Genomic DNA, 17,255 nt, shown 5'->3' on the forward strand with positions numbered 1-17,255 from the left:
GCCGACGGTGGGATTTTTCTATGTCTTGACCGCCACTCCAGCGCTTATGGCGCAAATTCGGCAAGCGCCAGGTAAGCGACGCGACAGTTTACTTGGAGTCTCCGGAGGCCGGCGCGGAGGGCTCGGTGGAGGAGACGTCGTGCTCGTTCTCGCTGCGGGAGGAGTCGTCGCAGGCGGCGGCGCCGCCCACGGCGAGCAGCGCGGTCAGGGCGACGGCCGCCAGGCGGCGGGTGGGGTGAAGCTTAGTGGTAGCCATAGATAGAATTCCTTCCTTTAACGGCTAACGGTTGTCTGTCCTGCCAGCCTAGTCGTTTTTGCGGGTGGCGTGGCGGGCTACCCGATTCCGCAGGGGGATAACGGCGATAAACGCCACGGCCACGACCAGCCATCCGGCGCCCAGCAGGAGCCCGGCGTTGGCCAGGCGCGGGGCGATCTCCAGATCCCCAGCACTGGAGAGCATCACCAGGCCGATGACCGCGCCCCAAGTAAATCCGAGCAGGCTGACGAAGATGAGGGGAGCGAAGATCTCGTAGGCGGCCACGCGGGTGAGGAAGCCCGGGCGCAGTCCCATCAGTCGGAGGCTGCGGGTCAGGTCAGCGTTGGCGAAGACCTCGTGCGCCTGGCCCTGCAGGATGGACATCGCCATGATGCAGAAGCCGAAGGAGATGGTCAGGATGATCCCGGTAAAGACGTCGTGGAAAATGATGGAGGTCTCCGGGTTTTCCCGCAGTGACTGGCTCAGGTCGTCGTCGCCGAAGGGGGAGACGATCATGTAGCCGGCCAAGAGGCCGAAGAGCGCGCTCGGGGAGACCCGCCGCCAGGCCGCCCGGGCCCCGGTGGCCACCCGGCGGGAGGCGACGAAGTTCGCATCAGAGCCTAAGGTACCTGCCACCCAGGCGCTGACCTGGAGGAAGAGCGGCGCGATGAGGTTTAGAGTGCCGATGAGCAGGAGGAGGAAAGCGGCGACGGCGAGCATATCTCCGAGACCGGCAGATGGCTCGAACTGGTTGACTCCCACCAGCAGGGCGACGGCGAGCACCAGGAAGGCCACGGCGCGCCACCAGCGCAGGGCGCGGGGCATCTGCTGCCGGGCTACCCCTAGCGGGCTCACCGCGACCCGCTGCATCCCGGCCAGGGCGGCGGCCAACGCCAGGACGATGAGCGCGGATCCGACGGCCAGGTAGCCCCACCACGGCAGGTAGAGCTCGGACGGGGAGAGGGGGATCCCCATAAAGGTCAGGGTGGAAAAGGCGGGGACCAGCAGCGCGCTAAGCAGGGCCCCGAGCGCGGTGCCGACCACCGCATTGATGCCGGTCTCCAGCACCGTCATGCGGCTGATGTCGCGGGCGCTGAGCCCGATGAGCCGCAGGGCGGCCAGCCGCCGCTCCCGCCCGGCGGCGCTGGTGACGGCGGCCTGGGAGATGAGGCTAAACAGGGCAGGAACGAGGAAGGCGCAGGCAGTCAGGGCCAAGACCGTCCAGGTGTGGGCGTCCATGCCCGGCTGGGAGGTGTCCAAGCCGGCCTGGAAGTGAGCGTTTTCGCCCCGGCGGTAGAACATGTACGTCCCGCCGGCGACGAGGAAGGCGATGGTCGCGCCCACGGTCAGCGAGCCGAGCGAAAGCAGGGTCAGGGTGCCGGTGCCGGTGCGGGAGGACACGGAGGCCCGGAACAGCTGCAGCGTCAGGCTGCCGATGGGGGTGCGTGCCGGCGCGGGACGGGAGGTCGCGGACGCGGTGGGAGTGCTCATCGGGCGGCCCCCAGCTGGCGGTCGTCGTGGATGATGCCGTCGCGCAGCTCGATGCGCCGGTCCAGCCAGTCGGCCACCTGCGCGTCGTGGGTGACTAGGACCAGGGTGGAGCCTTGCTGGCGCACCAGGGTGGTCAGCATCTGCATAACGTCGTGCCCGGTGGCCTGGTCGAGCGCCCCGGTCGGCTCGTCGGCGAAGATGACCGCGGGCTCGGTAGCCAGCGCGCGGGCGATGGCCACGCGCTGGGCCTGCCCGCCGGACAGCTGCCCGGGGCGGCGGTCGGCGAACTCGCCCAGGCCCAGCTGATCTAGGAGGTGGACGGCGCGGCGCCGGGCCTTCCGGCGGGAGGTGCCGGTCAAGGTAGCCGGCAGCGCGATATTCTCCGCGGCGGTCAGCTCCGGTAGGAGTTGCCCGTCCTGGAAGATGAAGCCGAAGGAGCTAAGGCGCAGGTGCGAGCGGTCGCCGTCGTTGAGTTCGGTCAGGTCGGTCGTTCCGAAGTGGACGCGGCCGGTGGTGGGGAGCAGGACCCCGGACATGCAGTGCAAGAGGGTGGACTTGCCGGAGCCGGACGGGCCCATGATGGCGGCGGTTTCACCCGAGGAAAGCTCCAGGGTGATGCCGGAGAGGACATCGGTGCCGCCAAAATTCTTGGTGACGTCGTTGAGTTTCAATGTGGTGGTCATGTCTACCTATTCAACGTAGGAAAACGCCGGCGCAGAAGCGGGGCGGTCCTAGATTTCTGGGTAGGGCTGGCCCTACCCCCACCGAAAGCGTAGGCGTTAAAGTTTGTCAGTGTGAAACTCCCGTGGAAGCATAACCCGCGCGCGGCCTTCACCCCGGCCGCCACCGAGCGCGCGCAGGAGCGGGCGCAAGCCCAGCGCTTGGCCGAGCTTACCCGCGCCCGCCGGGCGATCGCGGACGCCTACGAAATCGAGCGCCAGCGCATAGAGCGGGACCTGCATGACGGCACCCAGCAGTACCTCGTGGCGGCCTCCATCAAGCTGGGCGAGGCTCTGCTGGACCTGGGCGGCACCGAGGCAGAGCTGGTGCGCGCGGCCAAGGAGGACATCGATAACGGGCTGGCCAGCCTACGCGCGACTGTCCGCGGCATCCAGCCGCAGGTGCTCACGGACCGCGGGCTCGTGGCCGCGCTGAACGATGCCGCGGTGGGGCTGGGCCCGCACGTCGCCGTCCGCGCCCCGCACCCGCTGCCGGATCTGCAACCCAGCATTTTGGCGGCCGCCTATTTCTTCGCCACCGAGGCCATGACCAATGCCTCCAAGCACGCCCCGGGCGCGGCGGTCAGCGTCCTGGTCACCGCCGACGCCAACCTGCGCATCACCGTGGTGGACGAGGGCCCGGGCGGGGCCGAGCTGACTGCGGGCTGTGGCCTGGTCGGGATGCGCGAGCGGCTGGCGGCTTTCGGCGGCAGGCTGGAACTGACCTCGCCGGCGGGCGGGCCCACGCGGGTGGCGGCGGTCATTCCGCTGCTGTTGGAACGAGGAGAAACGGGGATCGGATAATGCAGATCGCTATCGCGGATGATTCCGCGCTGCTGCGCGAAGGCGTGGCCGGGCTGCTGGAGCGCCGCGGGCACCGCGTCGTCGGCCAGGCCAGCGACGCCGACCAACTGGTCGGCCTGGTGCGCGAGCTGGCCGCCGCCGGCCAGCTCCCCGAGGTCTTAATCACGGACGTGCGGATGCCGCCGCGCATGGCCGATGACGGCCTGCGGACCGCGGTGAGCCTGCGGCAGGAGTTTCCGGGCCTGGCGGTCGTGGTCTTGAGTCAGTACGTGGCCCCGGCCTATGCCGTGGAGCTTTTCGATAACACCGACGGCGGGACCGGCTACCTACTCAAAGATCGGGTATCGGAAGTGGCGGACTTCCTTAAATCCCTGGACACGGTGGCCGCCGGCGGCGTGGTCATCGACCCTACGGTGGCGCAGGCGCTGATGAACTCGGCGCGCAGCGGCATCGGCGAGCTCACCCCGCGGGAGCGGGAGGTCTTAGAGCTGATGTCCTGCGGGCTGTCCAACCGGGAGATCGAGAACCAGCTGTTTCTATCGACCGCGGCGGTGGGAAAACATGTGAGCAATATCTTCCTGAAACTGCGCCTGGACCCGGCGGAGGAAAACCGGCGGGTCAAGGCCATCTTGCGCTATCTCGCGCAGCGCCAGCTGCCCGGCTAAGGCGAGCCTAATCGCGTTTATGCCGCTGCTATTGGGGCTAATGCTTTTGCGGCTGGTAGGGTAATGGGGTCAAAACTGTTCATCCCACCCGGAGGGCTAACCAGGCTGCCTTCACCGCGCGCGCCGCGGGCGGCGGCCTGGCCTCGCCCAGCGGGTCAAATGAGTATCCACCTCGAGGCAGTAGAAGGGCACCGGCACGCGTGAGACGCGGGCGGTATTTTTCTGCGCACGCCCTCGGTAGGCCAGGAGGATTGTGTAGTGTCCGCCATTATCCAGGCATTTAAGGACGCCGATCTGCGCAAGAAGATCATCTTTACGATCATGATGATCATTGCGTACCGCATCGGCGCGCAGATCCCGTCCCCGGGCGTCGACTACGGCGCCATCGCGGGCCGTCTGCGCGACCTGACGGAAGAATCTGGCAACCTGTACTCCGTCATCAACCTGTTCTCGGGCGGCGCGCTGCTGCAGCTGTCGATCTTTGCCATCGGCATCATGCCGTACATTACGGCCTCCATCATCGTGCAGCTACTGACCGTGGTCATCCCGCACTTCGAGCAGCTGAAGAAGGAAGGCCAGTCTGGGCAGACCAAGATGACGCAGTACACCCGCTACCTCACCGTGGCGCTGGCGCTGCTGCAGTCCTCCGGCATCGTCGCCCTGGCCGACCGTCAGCAGCTGTTGGGCCAGGGCGTGGAGGTCCTGGTTCCGGACCGCAACATCTTCGATCTGGTGGTGCTGGTGCTAGTGATGACCTCCGGCGCCGTGCTCGTGATGTGGATGGGCGAGCTGATTACCGAAAAGGGTATCGGCAACGGCATGTCCCTGATGATCTTCGCAGGTATCGCGACCCGTCTGCCTACCGACGGCATGAACATCCTGCAGAACAACGGCGGCCTGGTCTTCGCGATGATCGTCGCCGGCGTCATCGTCCTAGTCATCGGCATCACCTTCATCGAGCAGGGGCAGCGCCGCATCCCGGTCCAGTACGCCAAGCGCATGGTGGGCCGCCGCCGGTACGGTGGTTCCTCCACCTACCTGCCGCTGAAGGTCAACCAGGCCGGCGTAATCCCGGTGATCTTCGCCTCCTCGCTGATCTACATGCCGGTGCTGATCACCCAGATTGTCAACTCCAACAACGCGGTCACCCCGGACAACTGGTGGCAGCGCAACGTCATCTCCTGGCTGCAGAGCCCGGCGTCCTGGCAGTACATCGTGCTCTACTTCGTGCTGACCATCTTCTTCGCCTACTTCTACGTTTCGGTTCAGTACGATCCGGCGGAGCAAGCGGATAATATGAAGAAGTACGGTGGCTTCATTCCGGGCATCCGCCCCGGCCGCCCGACGGCCGAGTACCTGGGCTACGTGATGAACCGCCTGCTGTTCGTGGGCGCTGCCTACCTGGGTATCATTGCTATCCTGCCGAACATCCTGCTGGACTTCGGCGTGGGGAACTCCCAGGGCGGCGGCATGACCGCCTTCGGTGGTACCGCGATCTTGATTATGGTCTCTGTTGCCTTGACTACCGTCAAGCAGATTGAGTCCCAGCTTCTGCAATCGAACTACGAAGGACTGTTGAAATAATGCGTTACGTACTCCTTGGACCTCCCGGTGCCGGCAAGGGCACGCAGGCCGCTATCTTGAGCGAAAAGCTGGGCATCCCGCACATCTCCACCGGTGACCTCTTCCGCGCCAACATCGGCGAGGGCACCGAGCTGGGCAAGGAAGCCAAGTCCTACATGGACGCCGGCCAGCTCGTGCCGACCGACGTCACCGCCCGCATGGTCAAGGACCGCCTCGAGCAGGACGACGCCGCCAAGGGCTTCCTGCTGGACGGCTTCCCGCGCACCGTCGAGCAGGCCGATATCCTGACCAAGCTGCTGGCCGACAAGGGCCTGGAGCTGGATGGCGTGCTGAACTTCGAGGTGTCCGAGGACGTCGTGGTCGAGCGCATGCTGGCCCGCGGCCGCGCGGATGACACCGAGGACACCATCCGCACCCGCCTGGGCGTCTACCGCGATGAGACTTTCCCGCTCATCCAGCACTACGGTGACGCCATCATCCCGATCAAGGCCGAGGGCGAGGTCGAAGAGATCAACGCCCGCGCCATGGAAGCACTGGGGAAGTAGGTTAAGAGCCATTTCCATCTTCTCGCGCCGCAGCAAACGCATCCCCGCCCGCACCCCGGGCGAACTCGACGCCATGCAGGCGGCCGGCGAAATTGTCGGCCGCGCCCTGCAGGCCGTGCGCTTGGCTGCGGCGCCTGGCGTATCTACCCGCGAGCTCGACGCCGTCGCAGAAGAACTCATCCGCGGCGCGGGGGCGCAGCCCACCTTCAAAGGCTACGAAGGCTTCCCAGGCTCCATTTGCGCCTCCGTCAACGACGTCATCGTCCACGGCATCCCCGATGACGAGACGGTCCTGGCCGAAGGCGACCTGGTCTCCATCGACTGCGGGGCCACCCTCGACGGCTGGGTGGGCGACAGCGCCTGGACCTTCCCCGTCGGCGAGGTCAGCGCGGAGGCGACCAAGCTGAACGATGCCACCGCCTGGGTCCTGTCCGAGGGGCTCAAGGCCATGATGCCCGGCAATCGGCTGACCGACGTCTCCCACGCCCTCGAGCTGGCCACCTGGGCCGCCGAGGAGAAATTCGGCGTCGAGCTGTTCATCGTCGACGGCTACGGCGGCCACGGAATCGGCCGCACCATGCACGAGGAGCCCTACCTGGCCAACGAGGGCCGCCCGGGCCGCGGGCCCTATATCCAGGAAGGTTCCGTGCTGGCCATCGAGCCCATGCTGACGCTGGGCACCGAGAACTCCGTGGTCCTGGACGACGACTGGACCGTCATTACCGAGGACGGCTCGCTGGCCTCCCACTGGGAGCACACCATCGCCGCTACCGCCGACGGTCCGCGGATTTTGACCCCGCGCTACGGCAAGTAGCCCGGTCGTACTAGGATCAGGGCCCCGAAAACCCCCAGGCAGCGCGCGGCGGCGCCGAGCGGGATACGCCCGAGCGCGGCTACGATTTGGTAACGTTCACGCCCGGCTGGGAAATTCCTAGGGCAGAGGTCTATAATTTTCAGCATGTCGAAATCCCGCTTCAATGCCGTCCCCCTGGCTTTCCGTCGCGCTGCCTTAGCGCTGGCCGTCACGGTGGCTATGGCCGTCACCCTGATTGGTGGCGTACCGAACGCCCACGCCCAGCAAATGCCGGACCCGGCCCAACTGTCCTCCCAGGTTCAGCTGAACCAGGGTAGCTCCAAACTGCCGAACATTGACCAGCTGTCCAAGCAGGTGCAGGACGAGGCTGACAAGTTCTTCGGCGGGGCTCGCGAACAGGCCTGGAACACCCGCAACCAGATGCTCGATGAGGTCAACAAGCTCAACCCGCAGGCCGTCAACGCCCTGCGCCCGGTCGTCGACAACGTCCTGAACGCTCTGTTCCCGGGCCTGGTGGCCCAGAAGCAAGCCGAGGCCAAGGCCGCCCGCGAGGCTGCCGCGCGCGCCCAGGCTGAGCAGGCCGCCCGCGAGAAGGCTGCCGCCGAGGCCGCTGCCCGCAAGGCGGAGCAGGAGCGCCAGCGCAACGCCTTCAACCGTGGCCCGTGCCCGGCCGACGCCGCCGTCTGCGTCGACCTGGACGGCCGCCGCACCTGGCTGCAGAAGAACGGCGATGTCACCTACGTCGCCCCCTCCATGGCCCCGGGCAAGCCGGGCCAGGAGACCCCGCGTGGCACCTTCCACGTCAACCGTAAGGTTAAGGACGAGATCTCCTACGAGTTCAACAACGCCCCGATGCCTTACGCCATCTACTTCACCAACAACGGCCACGCCTTCCACCTGGGCAGCCCGGCCTACGACTCCGCCGGCTGCGTCCGCCTGCCGGACCAGGCTGCTATCCGTTACTTCAACGACCTGCAGATTGGTGACAAGGTCTTCATCTACTAAGCGAAGCTTCGACATCTGAAACTTCCCCAGCCCGCCCCGCACCGCCTCTTATGGTGTGGGGCGGGCCTTTTCGTGGGCGCGGAATGCCCGGCCACACCAGGGCGGCGGCATGGGTTTGGAATTCGTGTCGTTAGCGCGTATGCTCTTTGTTTGGTGTATGTGCGCGGAACTCTCCGCACAATAAACGCCAGGCAGTAGACAAATACATGCAGTCGCTTTGGTTAGTCGCCAGCGGCTAGAAAAGTTGAGGTTATGGCTAAGGAAGGCGCAATTGAGGTCGAGGGCCGCATTATCGAGCCCTTGCCGAATGCAATGTTTCGTGTCGAGCTTGACAACGGACACAAGGTTCTTGCCCACATTTCGGGCAAAATGCGTCAGCACTACATCCGCATCCTCCCTGAGGACCGGGTAGTTGTTGAGCTGTCTCCTTACGACCTGACCCGCGGACGCATCGTCTACCGCTACAAGTAAAGACAGTAAGCCTCCTTACCCAAGGGTGGCCGCAAGGTCGGTCGCTTTTTCTACCTCAGGCCACGGTGGCTTGAGCCCCACCACAATTTCGTGCTGGCACCGGCACGGTCCGGGCAGCGCGCGAAATGGTAGGGGACGGGTAAGGAGAAAACCACCGTAAAAACCCGAAAGGACAAGCCACATGGCACGTCTAGCTGGTGTTGATCTCCCGCGCAACAAGCGCATGGAGATCGCTCTCACCTACATTTATGGCATCGGGAACACCCGTGCCAAGGCATTGCTGGAAAAAACCGGCATCTCTCCCGACCTGCGTACCGACAACCTGGATGATGACCAGCTGTCGGCCCTGCGTGACGCGATCGAGGCTGAGTACAAGGTAGAAGGCGATCTGCGCCGCCAGGTACAGGCTGACATCCGCCGCAAGATTGAAATTGGCTGCTACCAGGGCCTGCGCCACCGTCGTGGCCTGCCGGTTCGTGGTCAGCGCACCAAGACCAATGCTCGTACTCGTAAGGGACCGAAGAAGACGATCGCAGGAAAGAAGAAGTAATTCATGCCTCCAAAGACTCGTTCCGGCGCCCGCCGTTCCGGCCGTCGCGTCGTAAAGAAGAATGTGGCCCAAGGCCACGCGTACATCAAGTCCACCTTCAACAACACCATCGTCTCGATCACCGATCAGACCGGTGCTGTGATTTCCTGGGCATCCTCCGGCCACGTCGGCTTTAAGGGTTCCCGTAAGTCCACCCCGTTCGCAGCTCAGATGGCTGCCGAGTCCGCCGCCCGCAAGGCGATGGAGCACGGGATGAAGAAGGTTGACGTTTTCGTTAAGGGCCCGGGTTCGGGCCGCGAAACCGCAATCCGTTCGCTCCAGGCCGCCGGCCTGGAGGTGTCCTCGATCTCGGATGTGACTCCGCAGCCGCACAACGGCTGCCGTCCGCCGAAGCGTCGTCGCGTTTAAGGGAAGGAAGAGGTAACTAAACTATGGCTCGTTATACCGGCCCCGCTACCCGTGTATCCCGCCGTCTTCGCGTCGACCTGGTCGGCGGCGACATGGCGTTTGAGCGCCGCCCGTACCCTCCGGGACAGGCTGGCCGCAACCGCATCAAGGAATCCGAGTACTTGCTGCAGCTGCAGGAAAAGCAGAAGGCAAAGTACACCTACGGTGTCTTGGAGCGTCAGTTCCGTCGCTACTACGCAGAGGCCAACCGTCTGCCGGGCAAGACCGGTGACAACCTGGTCATCCTGCTGGAGTCCCGCCTGGACAACGTGATCTACCGCGCTGGTCTGGCTCGTACCCGCCGCCAGGCCCGTCAGCTGGTCTCCCACGGCCACTTCACCGTCAACGGTAAGAACATCAACGTTCCGTCCTTCCGCGTGACGCAGTACGACATCATCGATGTCCGTGAGCGTTCCCAGAAGATGGAATGGTTCGAAGAGGCCCAGGACCGCCTGGCCGACGCCAACGTTCCGGCATGGCTACAGGTCGTTCCGGAGACCCTGCGCATCCTCGTGCACCAGCTGCCCGAGCGCGCACAAATCGACATCCCGCTGCAGGAGCAGCTCATCGTCGAGCTTTACTCGAAGTAAGCTTCGAAAAGTCATCTTTATCCCTCTACCGACGTCATATAGCGGGCGTCGAAAAGGAGAATTTCAATGCTCATTTCCCAGCGTCCTCAGCTCTCCGAGGAATTCATCGACTCGTCTCGTTCCAAGTTCGTCATCGAACCGCTCGAGCCGGGCTTCGGTTACACCCTCGGCAACTCCCTGCGTCGCACCTTGCTGTCGTCTATCCCGGGCGCAGCCGTGACCTCTGTCAAGATTGATGGCGTTCTCCACGAGTTCACCACCATCAACGGGGTCAAGGAAGACGTTTCCGAGATCATCCTGAACATCAAGGGCCTGGTACTGTCGTCGGACTCCGAGGAGCCGGTCGTTATGTACCTGAGCAAGGAAGGCCCGGGCGAGGTCACCGCGGGCGACATTCAGCCGCCGGCCGGCGTGGAGATCCACAACCCGGATCTGCACATCGCCAGCCTGAATGACACCGCGAAGCTGGATATGGAGCTCGTCGTAGAGCGCGGCCGCGGCTACGTGCCGGCCGCCGCTACGTCTGGGGAAATCGGCCGTATCCCGGTCGACCAGATCTACTCCCCGGTCCTCAAGGTTTCGTACAAGGTCGAGGCAACTCGTGTTGAGCAGCGCACCGACTTTGACAAGCTGATCATCGACGTGGAGACCAAGAACTCCATCACTGCTCGCGACGCCCTGGCTTCCGCCGGTGGCACCCTGGTCGAGCTGTTCGGATTGGCCCGCGAACTCAACACGGCCGCCGAGGGCATCGAGATCGGCCCGTCCCCGCAGGAGACGGAGTTCATCGCTGCCTATAGCAAGCCGATTGAAGACCTGAACTTCTCCGTTCGCTCCTACAACTGCCTGAAGCGCCAGGAAATCCACACCGTCGGTGAGCTCGCCGAGTGCACCGAGTCCGATCTGCTGGATATCCGCAACTTCGGTCAGAAGTCGATCAATGAGGTAAAGATCAAGCTGGCTAACCTGGGTCTGGCTCTGAAGGACACTCCGGAAGACTTCGACCCCACCCAGCTGGAAGGTTACGACGCTGAAACCGGTGACTTTAAGGATCCGGCTGCAGACGATTCCGAGTAAAGAAGCTAGTGCGCCGGCCCCGCCGGCTGCAGCGCTCATTTAAAACGCTAACGAGGAGTACATAATGCCTACCCCGAAGAAGGGTGCCCGTCTCGGCGGCTCCGCTGCCCAGCAAGCTCACCTGCTGAGCAACCTGGCAGTCAGCCTGTTCGAGCACGGCGCTATCAAGACCACCGATGCGAAGGCGAAGATGCTTCGTCCTTACGCCGAGAAGATCATCACCAAGGCCAAGTCCGGCTCCGTTGCCGACCGCCGCCAGGTTCTGAAGCTCATCCCGCACAAGGATGTTGTTGCTTACCTGTTTGATGAGCTTGCCCCGAAGTTCGCTAACCGCGACGGCGGCTACACCCGCACCATCAAGCTGGACAACCGCGCCGGCGACAACGCTCCGATGTCCCAGATCTCCCTGGTGACCGAGGAGACCGTCTCCGCCGAGGCTAACCGCGCTACCCGTGCCGCCGCCTCCAAGCAGGCCGAGGCCGAAGAGGCTGAGGCTGAAAAGTCCGAGGAGGCCGCTGAGGAGGCTTCGGCTGAGGAGACCACCGAGGCTTCTGCTGAGGCTGAGGCCGAGGCTGAGGACAAGTAAGTCCTTCTGACTCAGTAAAACCGTCCGTCCACTCCGCACCTGCGGTAAGGCCGGGCGGTTTCTTTGTGCTGTGGTGTCCGCGCCCAGCGCGGGATAGGACCGCGCTGGGTGAGACAGCGGCCGATACAACAACGAACCGCCGGCAGCCCGAAGGCTACCGGCGGTTCGCTGTCTCTGTCTCTCTAAGGTTCCCCAAGCCACAGCTTGAAAAGGAATACTCCTCCGCGGCCGTTCAAGCCGCCTCTGCGAAGTCCGCCCCGCTTTGGCTGTCATCAGCCGCCCTGCGGGGCGCAAGGACCATTTCTCAAATCCACACCAAGGAAAGTGGAAATTACCGCCTTCCCTTGGCGCCTGATAATTATTGTGGCAGGTCAGTCTGTAAAGGTGCTGTTAATGCAGTTCCCACACATTCAGCTATCGCACATAATGCCCGCTAGGTGCCAAGAAATTGGTCTCAAAATTTTTTCCGGCCCGGCGTGGCGGTAGCATGTGGGCCTATGAACTCTGCTGAGCAACCCCGCCAGTCCACCCCGGAGGAAATGTCTAAACCCGCGCCTGCCGGGAGCGTGCGACGCGTGCGGCTGGACGTGGCCTACGACGGCACCGGCTTCCACGGGTGGGCCCGGCAGAAGCCGCAGCAGGGCAGCGAGCTGCGCACGGTGCAGGCGGTCATCGAGGACAACCTGACGATGATCCTGCGCCACCCGGTCGAGCTGACCGTCGCCGGGCGCACCGACGCCGGCGTGCACGCGGCCGGCCAGGTCGCGCACTTCGATATCCCGGAGGAGTCGCTACAGCAACGCTCCATCGACGGGGATCCGGGCAAGTTGGTCCGGCGCCTGGCCAAGCTCTTGCCGGACGATATCCGCGTCCACGACGTCGCCTTCGCCCCCGCCGGCTTCGACGCGCGCTTCTCGGCCCTGCGGCGGCACTACGTCTACCGGGTGACCACCTCCCCCGCCGGGGCGCTGCCGCTGCGCCGGGCGGATACCGCGATCTGGCCGAAGCCGGTGGACATCGACGCGATGCAGGAGGCCGCCAACCTCCTGGTGGGGCTGCACGACTTCGCGGCCTTTTGCAAGGCCAAGCCGCACGCCACCACCATTCGCGAGCTGGAGAGCTTCACCTGGGAGGATATCTCGACGGCCACCGAGCCGAACCTGTACCAGGCGCACGTGGTTGCCGACGCGTTTTGCTGGTCGATGGTGCGCTCCCTGGTGGGCTGCTGCCTGGCGGTGGGGCAGGGACGTCGGAACGTCGACTTCGCCACGGCCATGCTCGCGGAGAGTCAACGCTCCTCCCAGATCCCGGTCGCCCCGGCCAAGGGGCTCAGCCTGGTCGGCGTGGACTACCCGGCCCCGGAAGAGCTCTCCGCACGGGCGGAGGCCACCCGGGCCAAGCGCAGCGGTAGCGAGCTCGGCTAAGCCCGGCTACCCTGTCAGGCAGCGGCAGAGTTTGCAGAGTTTATTGCCTGCCGACAGTACGGTTTCTACAGCAGCGATGGGGTGTCGCTGGCTACCCAGGGGGGAAAATTTTATGGCGCGTCCAGTGCCTACGACGAAGGCGCAAGTATCCGGCCACAAATTCCTGCACAGGCGGGTAGAGCACGGTCTGGTCATGGGGGATATCCGCATGATCCACGACCCGTTGTCTACCCGCCGGCGCGCGCTAGTCTTCGGGCTTATCGCCGTGGTGCTGGTGGCCATAGGCGCAGCCCTGCTGGCCTGGCTGCAGCCGGAGCCCAACCCCGGCGAGGCGCCCATTGTGGAATCCGCGGACAAGCAGCTCTTCGTGCTCGTCGACGACACCTACCACCCGGTGGCGAACCTGGCCTCGGCCCGCATCATCGCCGGCGAGCCGGCGGAACCGGCCCGCATCGGCACCCGGCACTTAGACGACGCGCAGCTGGGCGTGCCGCTGGGTATTGCGGACGCGCCTGGCTTTATCGCCGCCTCCGGCACCGAAAACGCGGTGGAGTGGTTGGCCTGCTTCGCCGGCGCGGACGCGGCGGAGACCCCCGGCTTCGTCATCACCATCGACGCCGTCCGCGAGTTCAGCGCCGGGGACATCGTGGTCACCGCCAACCAGGGGCACACCCTCCTTGACGGGCAGGCCGCGTGGGTGGAAACGGAAGGCACGGACTGGCTGGTGGACGCGCACGGTCGGCGCGAAATCCCGCCGGCGGAGACGACGGAAGGCCGGATAATCCGGCGCGCCTTGGGCGTGGACGCGGACACCTTCCGCTGGGAGTTGCCCGCGGAGATGCTCAACGCGTTCCGGGCGCTGCCCGCCGTCGAATTCCCGGACCCGCTGCTGGCCGTCATCGACACCGGTACCGGGGACCAGGGGCTGTGGGCCCGGACGGAGGAGGGCGTCTTCGCGCTGACTGAGCCGCAGGCCGGCGCCTTGGTCGATGCCGGCGCTGACCTGCAGCGCCTGAGCCACGAGGAGGTGGCCGCCCTGCCCGACGCCCCGGCGGCGCAGGAGGCCTTCAGCCTGCCCGAGGCCGCGCCTGAGTTCATCGATCCGGCCCACGGCTGGCTGTGTGCGACGGCCGAGGGCCGCGGGGCCGCCGCGCCGCCGCAGGAGGGGACCATCGAGCTGTCCGGATCGGCCGTGGCCGACCGCTTCAGCGGCCTACCCCAGGGCGGGCTGGGGCTAAGTTCCGAGCACGGATTTCACCTGGTCACCGCGCACGGCCTGCGGCATTCCGTGGAGGGCGAGGCCACGCTGAAGGCCCTGGGCACGGGCGCCGGGGGAGAAGTGCCCTGGCAGATCCTCCGGCTGTTGCCGGGTGGCAGCCAGCTCAGCCGGGAGGAAGCGCTGAAGGCTAGTTACTGAGCGCGCCCGCGCCGGAGTACGGCCCAGCCCAGGGCCGCGACTAACGCGGTGCCGGCCAGGCCGAGCAGCACCAGCTGCGCCCGCCGGGTGGCCGGGCGCACCGAGTCCTCGCCCGCGGCCACGGCCAGCGCCCGTTCCTCCTCGGCGTAATCGGCCGGGCGCGCGCTCACAGCCGCCAAGGGATCCACGCCGCCGTGGGCGGGCTCGGCCGCCTGCGCCAGCAGCGCGCGGATGTCCGCCGCACTGGCGCCCGGGTGGACCTCCCGCAGCAGCGCCGCGGTGCCGGTGACGGTCGGCGCGGCGAAGCTGGTGCCCGTGAACTCGCGCTGCGGGCCGGTCCCATCGGCCGCCACGACGGCGCGGGCCCAGCCCTGCCCGCCGGGGGCGAGGCCCAGCGGTACCGAGCCCGGCGCGGACACCGCCAGCCCCGAGTCTGGTTGCGGGATGGAGTAGTCCGCGCGGACCTGTGGGTCAGCCAGCGCGCCCACGGAGACGACCGTGGCAGCATGGGCCGGGTAGACGGTATGGCCCGGCTCGCAGGAATCACCGGCGTTGCCGGCGGCGGCGACCACCACGGTATCGGCGGCCTCGGCGCGCTCTAGGGCGGCGTCGAGCCGCCCCGTATCCACGCTGGTGCCGGCGGGCAGGCAGGAGACCACCGAGATGTTGATCACGTCGGCCTCCTTGTCGACGGCCGCTTCGATGGCCTCGGCCAGGGTGTCCAGGTCGCCGGCGGCGGAGTCCTCCTGGCCGCTGTCCCCGCCGGCGGCGCGGTAGTGCGCCGAGGTCTGCCGGATGGAAAGCACCCGGGCGCCGGGGGCGACCCCGGTGTCGGCGGCGGCGATGACCCCGGCGACCACGGTCCCGTGGGCGTCGCAGTCCTCGAGCGGGTTCGGGTCCTCCGGGTCGACGAAGTCGGGGCCCGGCTCCAGCTGGCCCAGCTGCGGGTGCGGGTGGACGCCGGTGTCGATGACCGCCACGGTTACCCCGTCCCCGGTGGCCTGGGCCTGCAGGCGGGCGCGGTAGTCGGCCTGCTCGGCGATCGGGGCGGGGACCTCCTCGGTGGGCACCGCCACCGCGCAGGCAGTGTCCGGTTCCGCCGCGGTGGCTGCGGGAGCCCAGCCCGCGATGAGGCCGCCGGCGACCAGCGCAGCCGCGCTCCTCGTCGCTTGTCCCTCGCGCTGTGTCATCCCAGCCCCCGCAGCAGGGCGAAGAGCCCGATAAGGTGTGCGGCTAGGGGCAGGCAGGTGGCGATGGCAAGCGCCTCGGCGCGCTCCCACCAGACGATGGTGGTCGGCTCCGCTGTGGGCACCTTCGCCGCCCACAGCGGGGTGCTCAGCGCACCCGCGGCGGCGAAACCAGCGACGATGAACATCGCCAAGTGCGGGTCGCCGTCGCTGGCCGGCGCGCTGGCCACAACCGGGATGAGGCACGCGGTCAGTAGGCTTGCGGCCGCCAGCAGGGACAGGCACCACGCGGCGCTGGCCTGCCCGTGCCGGACCGCGTGCATGATGAGCGCCCCGCCGACGCACAGGCACAGCGCCTGGGCGAAGCCGGACCCGTTAAGCTGCGTGCCGAAGGGCCCGTCGTAGATCGGGGTAATGCCCGTGCCGGTTAGCGCCAGCGCCGCCAGCGCAGGCAGAGCGGCCAGCCCGGCGCCCAGGCAAACCCCGGCGTAGAGCTCCTGGGCGCGCCGGGCGCGGGCGTCCACGTCCGGCTGGTGCCCATCGGAAACCGATAAGTCCTGGCCCGCGGTCGGCAGCTGCGGCACCGACAGGCCCGCCGCCCGCGTGACCACGCCCGGCGCGGCGGCGATGAGGCAGATCACCGCCAGCAGCACCGCGGCGCCGGCGGCGACGAAGGGCGCTTCGCCCGGCATTGCCAAGCCACCGGCCGCCACCAACCCCAGCCCGCCGAGGGTGAGCGCGGCGGCCGTGCACCGCGGGCTAGCCACGGCGGTCACGTGGAAGACCAGGACCATGGCCAGCCCGCAGAACATCGCTGCCAGCAGCGCCCAGGCGGCATCGCCAAGCGCGGCGGGCATCACCCAGGACAGGGCGCTGTGCACAACCAGCGCGGGCCCGTCCAGCTGCTGATTGGCCGCCTGCCACGCGGGCGGCAGAGCCCCACCCGCGCCACCCGGCGGGGCGACGGCCCACCAGCCGGCCAGCGCCCCGGCGAAAACCAGCGCTGGGACCAAGGGGCGGGACGCGGGCTGGTAGATGACCAGCGCGGTGCCCAGGGCTAGCGCGGTGGCGACCGCGGCACTGGCGGGCAGCACGCCCGCGAGTAGGGCGGTGACGGCGACTAGCCCGATACCCGCCCAGACCGCGGCCAGCCCGTGCAGCTCCGCCGAGCGGCCAGCCGCCACGAGTGCTTCCGCCGAGTCGCGGATGACCGGCGCCGGGGTCTCCTCTTGCGGGGTGAGGATGATGACCGCGCCGTCCGTGAGCCGGGTGGCCGACAGCGGCTGGGCCATGTCCAACCCGCGCCCGCCCGCGGTGCACGCCCGCCACGGCTTGGACAGCTGGGGCGCGTCGACCAGATAGCCGATATCCTCAATCATCTCGCCCAAGCTGCCGGTCACCGGCAAGGACAAGTCCGCTTCTTTCCGAAAATTACCTGCGTGGACGCGCACCGTCACGCGGACGGTATGCGTGAGCGCAGTCGTCATAACACTTCACCCCCGAAGTAGTAGATCCCCGAATTCTCAGGCCGGTGTCCAAGAAAATTTTTCTTCCTCACCTTGCCCGTCGCGCTCAATTGTGGCTTACTGTGGGCAGCGTGTCCACCGCTAGGGGAGGTGGCCG

The 17,255-nt window shown here is 66.7% G+C and carries 19 protein-coding genes; 14 read left to right on the plus strand and 5 right to left on the minus strand.

All coding sequences use genetic code 11. The annotated features are described in order from the left end of the window. Positions 1 to 88 precede the first annotated feature (88 nt). The 3 genes from CCONF_RS02095 to CCONF_RS02105 are packed head-to-tail and all read right to left on the minus strand — an operon-like array spanning position 89 to position 2,430. Positions 89 to 256, minus strand: coding sequence for a hypothetical protein (locus CCONF_RS02095; protein ID WP_290224736.1), 168 nt, complete (start codon positions 254 to 256; stop codon positions 89 to 91). A gap of 48 nt (positions 257 to 304) precedes the next feature. Continuing rightward, positions 305 to 1,747 carry an FtsX-like permease family protein gene (locus CCONF_RS02100; RefSeq protein ID WP_290224737.1) on the minus strand — a complete coding sequence of 481 codons (1,443 nt, stop codon included), beginning with the start codon at positions 1,745 to 1,747 and terminating at the stop codon, positions 305 to 307. Next, positions 1,744 to 2,430: an ABC transporter ATP-binding protein gene (locus CCONF_RS02105; protein WP_290224739.1), complete on the minus strand. Its 687-nt coding sequence runs from the start codon at positions 2,428 to 2,430 to the stop codon at positions 1,744 to 1,746. Before CCONF_RS02105 ends, CCONF_RS02100 begins: the two co-directional genes overlap by 4 nt. A 198-nt stretch (positions 2,431 to 2,628) precedes the next feature. On the opposite strand from CCONF_RS02105, the gene CCONF_RS02110 reads away from it, so the two are divergent. From CCONF_RS02110 to eccB, 14 genes are all read left to right on the plus strand, one after another. Next, entirely contained in the window at positions 2,629 to 3,270 is a 642-nt protein-coding gene (locus CCONF_RS02110; protein WP_290226191.1) for a sensor histidine kinase, read from the plus strand. Continuing rightward, positions 3,270 to 3,935, plus strand: coding sequence for a response regulator transcription factor (locus CCONF_RS02115; RefSeq protein ID WP_290224741.1), 666 nt, complete (start codon positions 3,270 to 3,272; stop codon positions 3,933 to 3,935). Before CCONF_RS02110 ends, CCONF_RS02115 begins: the two co-directional genes overlap by 1 nt. A 258-nt stretch (positions 3,936 to 4,193) precedes the next feature. Beyond that, entirely contained in the window at positions 4,194 to 5,519 is a 1,326-nt protein-coding gene (secY, locus tag CCONF_RS02120) for a preprotein translocase subunit SecY (protein ID WP_290224743.1), read from the plus strand. Continuing rightward, complete coding sequence (locus CCONF_RS02125; RefSeq protein WP_290224745.1) at positions 5,519 to 6,064, plus strand: adenylate kinase; 546 nt, start codon at positions 5,519 to 5,521, stop codon at positions 6,062 to 6,064. Before secY ends, CCONF_RS02125 begins: the two co-directional genes overlap by 1 nt. A gap of 16 nt (positions 6,065 to 6,080) precedes the next feature. After that, complete coding sequence (gene map, locus CCONF_RS02130) at positions 6,081 to 6,878, plus strand: type I methionyl aminopeptidase (protein ID WP_290226194.1); 798 nt, start codon at positions 6,081 to 6,083, stop codon at positions 6,876 to 6,878. A gap of 144 nt (positions 6,879 to 7,022) precedes the next feature. Beyond that, a complete protein-coding gene (locus CCONF_RS02135) occupies positions 7,023 to 7,883 on the plus strand; it encodes a L,D-transpeptidase (protein WP_435384083.1) in 861 nt (286 codons plus the stop codon). A 252-nt stretch (positions 7,884 to 8,135) separates the two neighbouring features. Next, positions 8,136 to 8,354: a translation initiation factor IF-1 gene (gene infA / locus CCONF_RS02140; RefSeq protein WP_004566852.1), complete on the plus strand. Its 219-nt coding sequence runs from the start codon at positions 8,136 to 8,138 to the stop codon at positions 8,352 to 8,354. 181 nt (positions 8,355 to 8,535) lie between these two features. Continuing rightward, positions 8,536 to 8,904 (plus strand): 30S ribosomal protein S13, encoded by a 369-nt coding sequence (rpsM, locus tag CCONF_RS02145; protein ID WP_290224747.1) that lies wholly within the window; start codon positions 8,536 to 8,538, stop codon positions 8,902 to 8,904. A gap of 3 nt (positions 8,905 to 8,907) precedes the next feature. Next, on the plus strand, positions 8,908 to 9,312 hold the full coding sequence (gene rpsK, locus CCONF_RS02150) for a 30S ribosomal protein S11 (protein WP_070768225.1): 405 nt from the start codon (positions 8,908 to 8,910) through the stop codon (positions 9,310 to 9,312). 23 nt (positions 9,313 to 9,335) lie between these two features. Further along, entirely contained in the window at positions 9,336 to 9,941 is a 606-nt protein-coding gene (rpsD, locus tag CCONF_RS02155; RefSeq protein WP_290224750.1) for a 30S ribosomal protein S4, read from the plus strand. 66 nt (positions 9,942 to 10,007) lie between these two features. Continuing rightward, positions 10,008 to 11,018 (plus strand): DNA-directed RNA polymerase subunit alpha, encoded by a 1,011-nt coding sequence (locus CCONF_RS02160; protein WP_070768227.1) that lies wholly within the window; start codon positions 10,008 to 10,010, stop codon positions 11,016 to 11,018. Between the two features lie 64 nt (positions 11,019 to 11,082). Then, positions 11,083 to 11,604, plus strand: a complete 522-nt coding sequence (gene rplQ / locus CCONF_RS02165; protein ID WP_070768228.1) for a 50S ribosomal protein L17 — start codon at positions 11,083 to 11,085, stop codon at positions 11,602 to 11,604. A 539-nt stretch (positions 11,605 to 12,143) separates the two neighbouring features. After that, positions 12,144 to 13,028 carry a tRNA pseudouridine(38-40) synthase TruA gene (gene truA / locus CCONF_RS02170; RefSeq protein WP_290226201.1) on the plus strand — a complete coding sequence of 295 codons (885 nt, stop codon included), beginning with the start codon at positions 12,144 to 12,146 and terminating at the stop codon, positions 13,026 to 13,028. 112 nt (positions 13,029 to 13,140) lie between these two features. Then, positions 13,141 to 14,445 carry a type VII secretion protein EccB gene (gene eccB, locus CCONF_RS02175; RefSeq protein ID WP_290224755.1) on the plus strand — a complete coding sequence of 435 codons (1,305 nt, stop codon included), beginning with the start codon at positions 13,141 to 13,143 and terminating at the stop codon, positions 14,443 to 14,445. On the opposite strand, the gene CCONF_RS02180 is transcribed toward eccB, so the two are convergent. After that, positions 14,439 to 15,635 carry a S8 family serine peptidase gene (locus CCONF_RS02180; protein WP_290224758.1) on the minus strand — a complete coding sequence of 399 codons (1,197 nt, stop codon included), beginning with the start codon at positions 15,633 to 15,635 and terminating at the stop codon, positions 14,439 to 14,441. The two genes, eccB and CCONF_RS02180, sit on opposite strands and share 7 nt — an antisense overlap. Continuing rightward, positions 15,632 to 17,119 (minus strand): type VII secretion integral membrane protein EccD, encoded by a 1,488-nt coding sequence (eccD, locus tag CCONF_RS02185; protein WP_290224760.1) that lies wholly within the window; start codon positions 17,117 to 17,119, stop codon positions 15,632 to 15,634. Before eccD ends, CCONF_RS02180 begins: the two co-directional genes overlap by 4 nt. Between the last annotated feature and the right edge of the window lie 136 nt (positions 17,120 to 17,255).

Origin of the sequence: Corynebacterium confusum (genome assembly GCF_030408715.1) — a bacterium.
Taxonomy (GTDB): domain Bacteria; phylum Actinomycetota; class Actinomycetes; order Mycobacteriales; family Mycobacteriaceae; genus Corynebacterium; species Corynebacterium confusum.

What these genes read in the sequence shown, in the direction of transcription:
- eccD (WP_290224760.1), bottom strand. Translation starts at nt 17,119, where the DNA reads ATGACGACTGCGCTCACGCATACCGTCCGCGTGACGGTGCGCGTCCAC.
- rpsM (WP_290224747.1), top strand. Translation starts at nt 8,536, where the DNA reads ATGGCACGTCTAGCTGGTGTTGATCTCCCGCGCAACAAGCGCATGGAG.
- CCONF_RS02095 (WP_290224736.1), bottom strand. Translation starts at nt 256, where the DNA reads ATGGCTACCACTAAGCTTCACCCCACCCGCCGCCTGGCGGCCGTCGCC.
- eccB (WP_290224755.1), top strand. Translation starts at nt 13,141, where the DNA reads ATGGCGCGTCCAGTGCCTACGACGAAGGCGCAAGTATCCGGCCACAAA.
- rpsK (WP_070768225.1), top strand. Translation starts at nt 8,908, where the DNA reads ATGCCTCCAAAGACTCGTTCCGGCGCCCGCCGTTCCGGCCGTCGCGTC.
- CCONF_RS02115 (WP_290224741.1), top strand. Translation starts at nt 3,270, where the DNA reads ATGCAGATCGCTATCGCGGATGATTCCGCGCTGCTGCGCGAAGGCGTG.
- rplQ (WP_070768228.1), top strand. Translation starts at nt 11,083, where the DNA reads ATGCCTACCCCGAAGAAGGGTGCCCGTCTCGGCGGCTCCGCTGCCCAG.
- CCONF_RS02135 (WP_435384083.1), top strand. Translation starts at nt 7,023, where the DNA reads ATGTCGAAATCCCGCTTCAATGCCGTCCCCCTGGCTTTCCGTCGCGCT.
- CCONF_RS02180 (WP_290224758.1), bottom strand. Translation starts at nt 15,635, where the DNA reads ATGACACAGCGCGAGGGACAAGCGACGAGGAGCGCGGCTGCGCTGGTC.
- CCONF_RS02100 (WP_290224737.1), bottom strand. Translation starts at nt 1,747, where the DNA reads ATGAGCACTCCCACCGCGTCCGCGACCTCCCGTCCCGCGCCGGCACGC.
- rpsD (WP_290224750.1), top strand. Translation starts at nt 9,336, where the DNA reads ATGGCTCGTTATACCGGCCCCGCTACCCGTGTATCCCGCCGTCTTCGC.
- CCONF_RS02160 (WP_070768227.1), top strand. Translation starts at nt 10,008, where the DNA reads ATGCTCATTTCCCAGCGTCCTCAGCTCTCCGAGGAATTCATCGACTCG.
- truA (WP_290226201.1), top strand. Translation starts at nt 12,144, where the DNA reads ATGTCTAAACCCGCGCCTGCCGGGAGCGTGCGACGCGTGCGGCTGGAC.
- CCONF_RS02105 (WP_290224739.1), bottom strand. Translation starts at nt 2,430, where the DNA reads ATGACCACCACATTGAAACTCAACGACGTCACCAAGAATTTTGGCGGC.
- CCONF_RS02125 (WP_290224745.1), top strand. Translation starts at nt 5,519, where the DNA reads ATGCGTTACGTACTCCTTGGACCTCCCGGTGCCGGCAAGGGCACGCAG.
- infA (WP_004566852.1), top strand. Translation starts at nt 8,136, where the DNA reads ATGGCTAAGGAAGGCGCAATTGAGGTCGAGGGCCGCATTATCGAGCCC.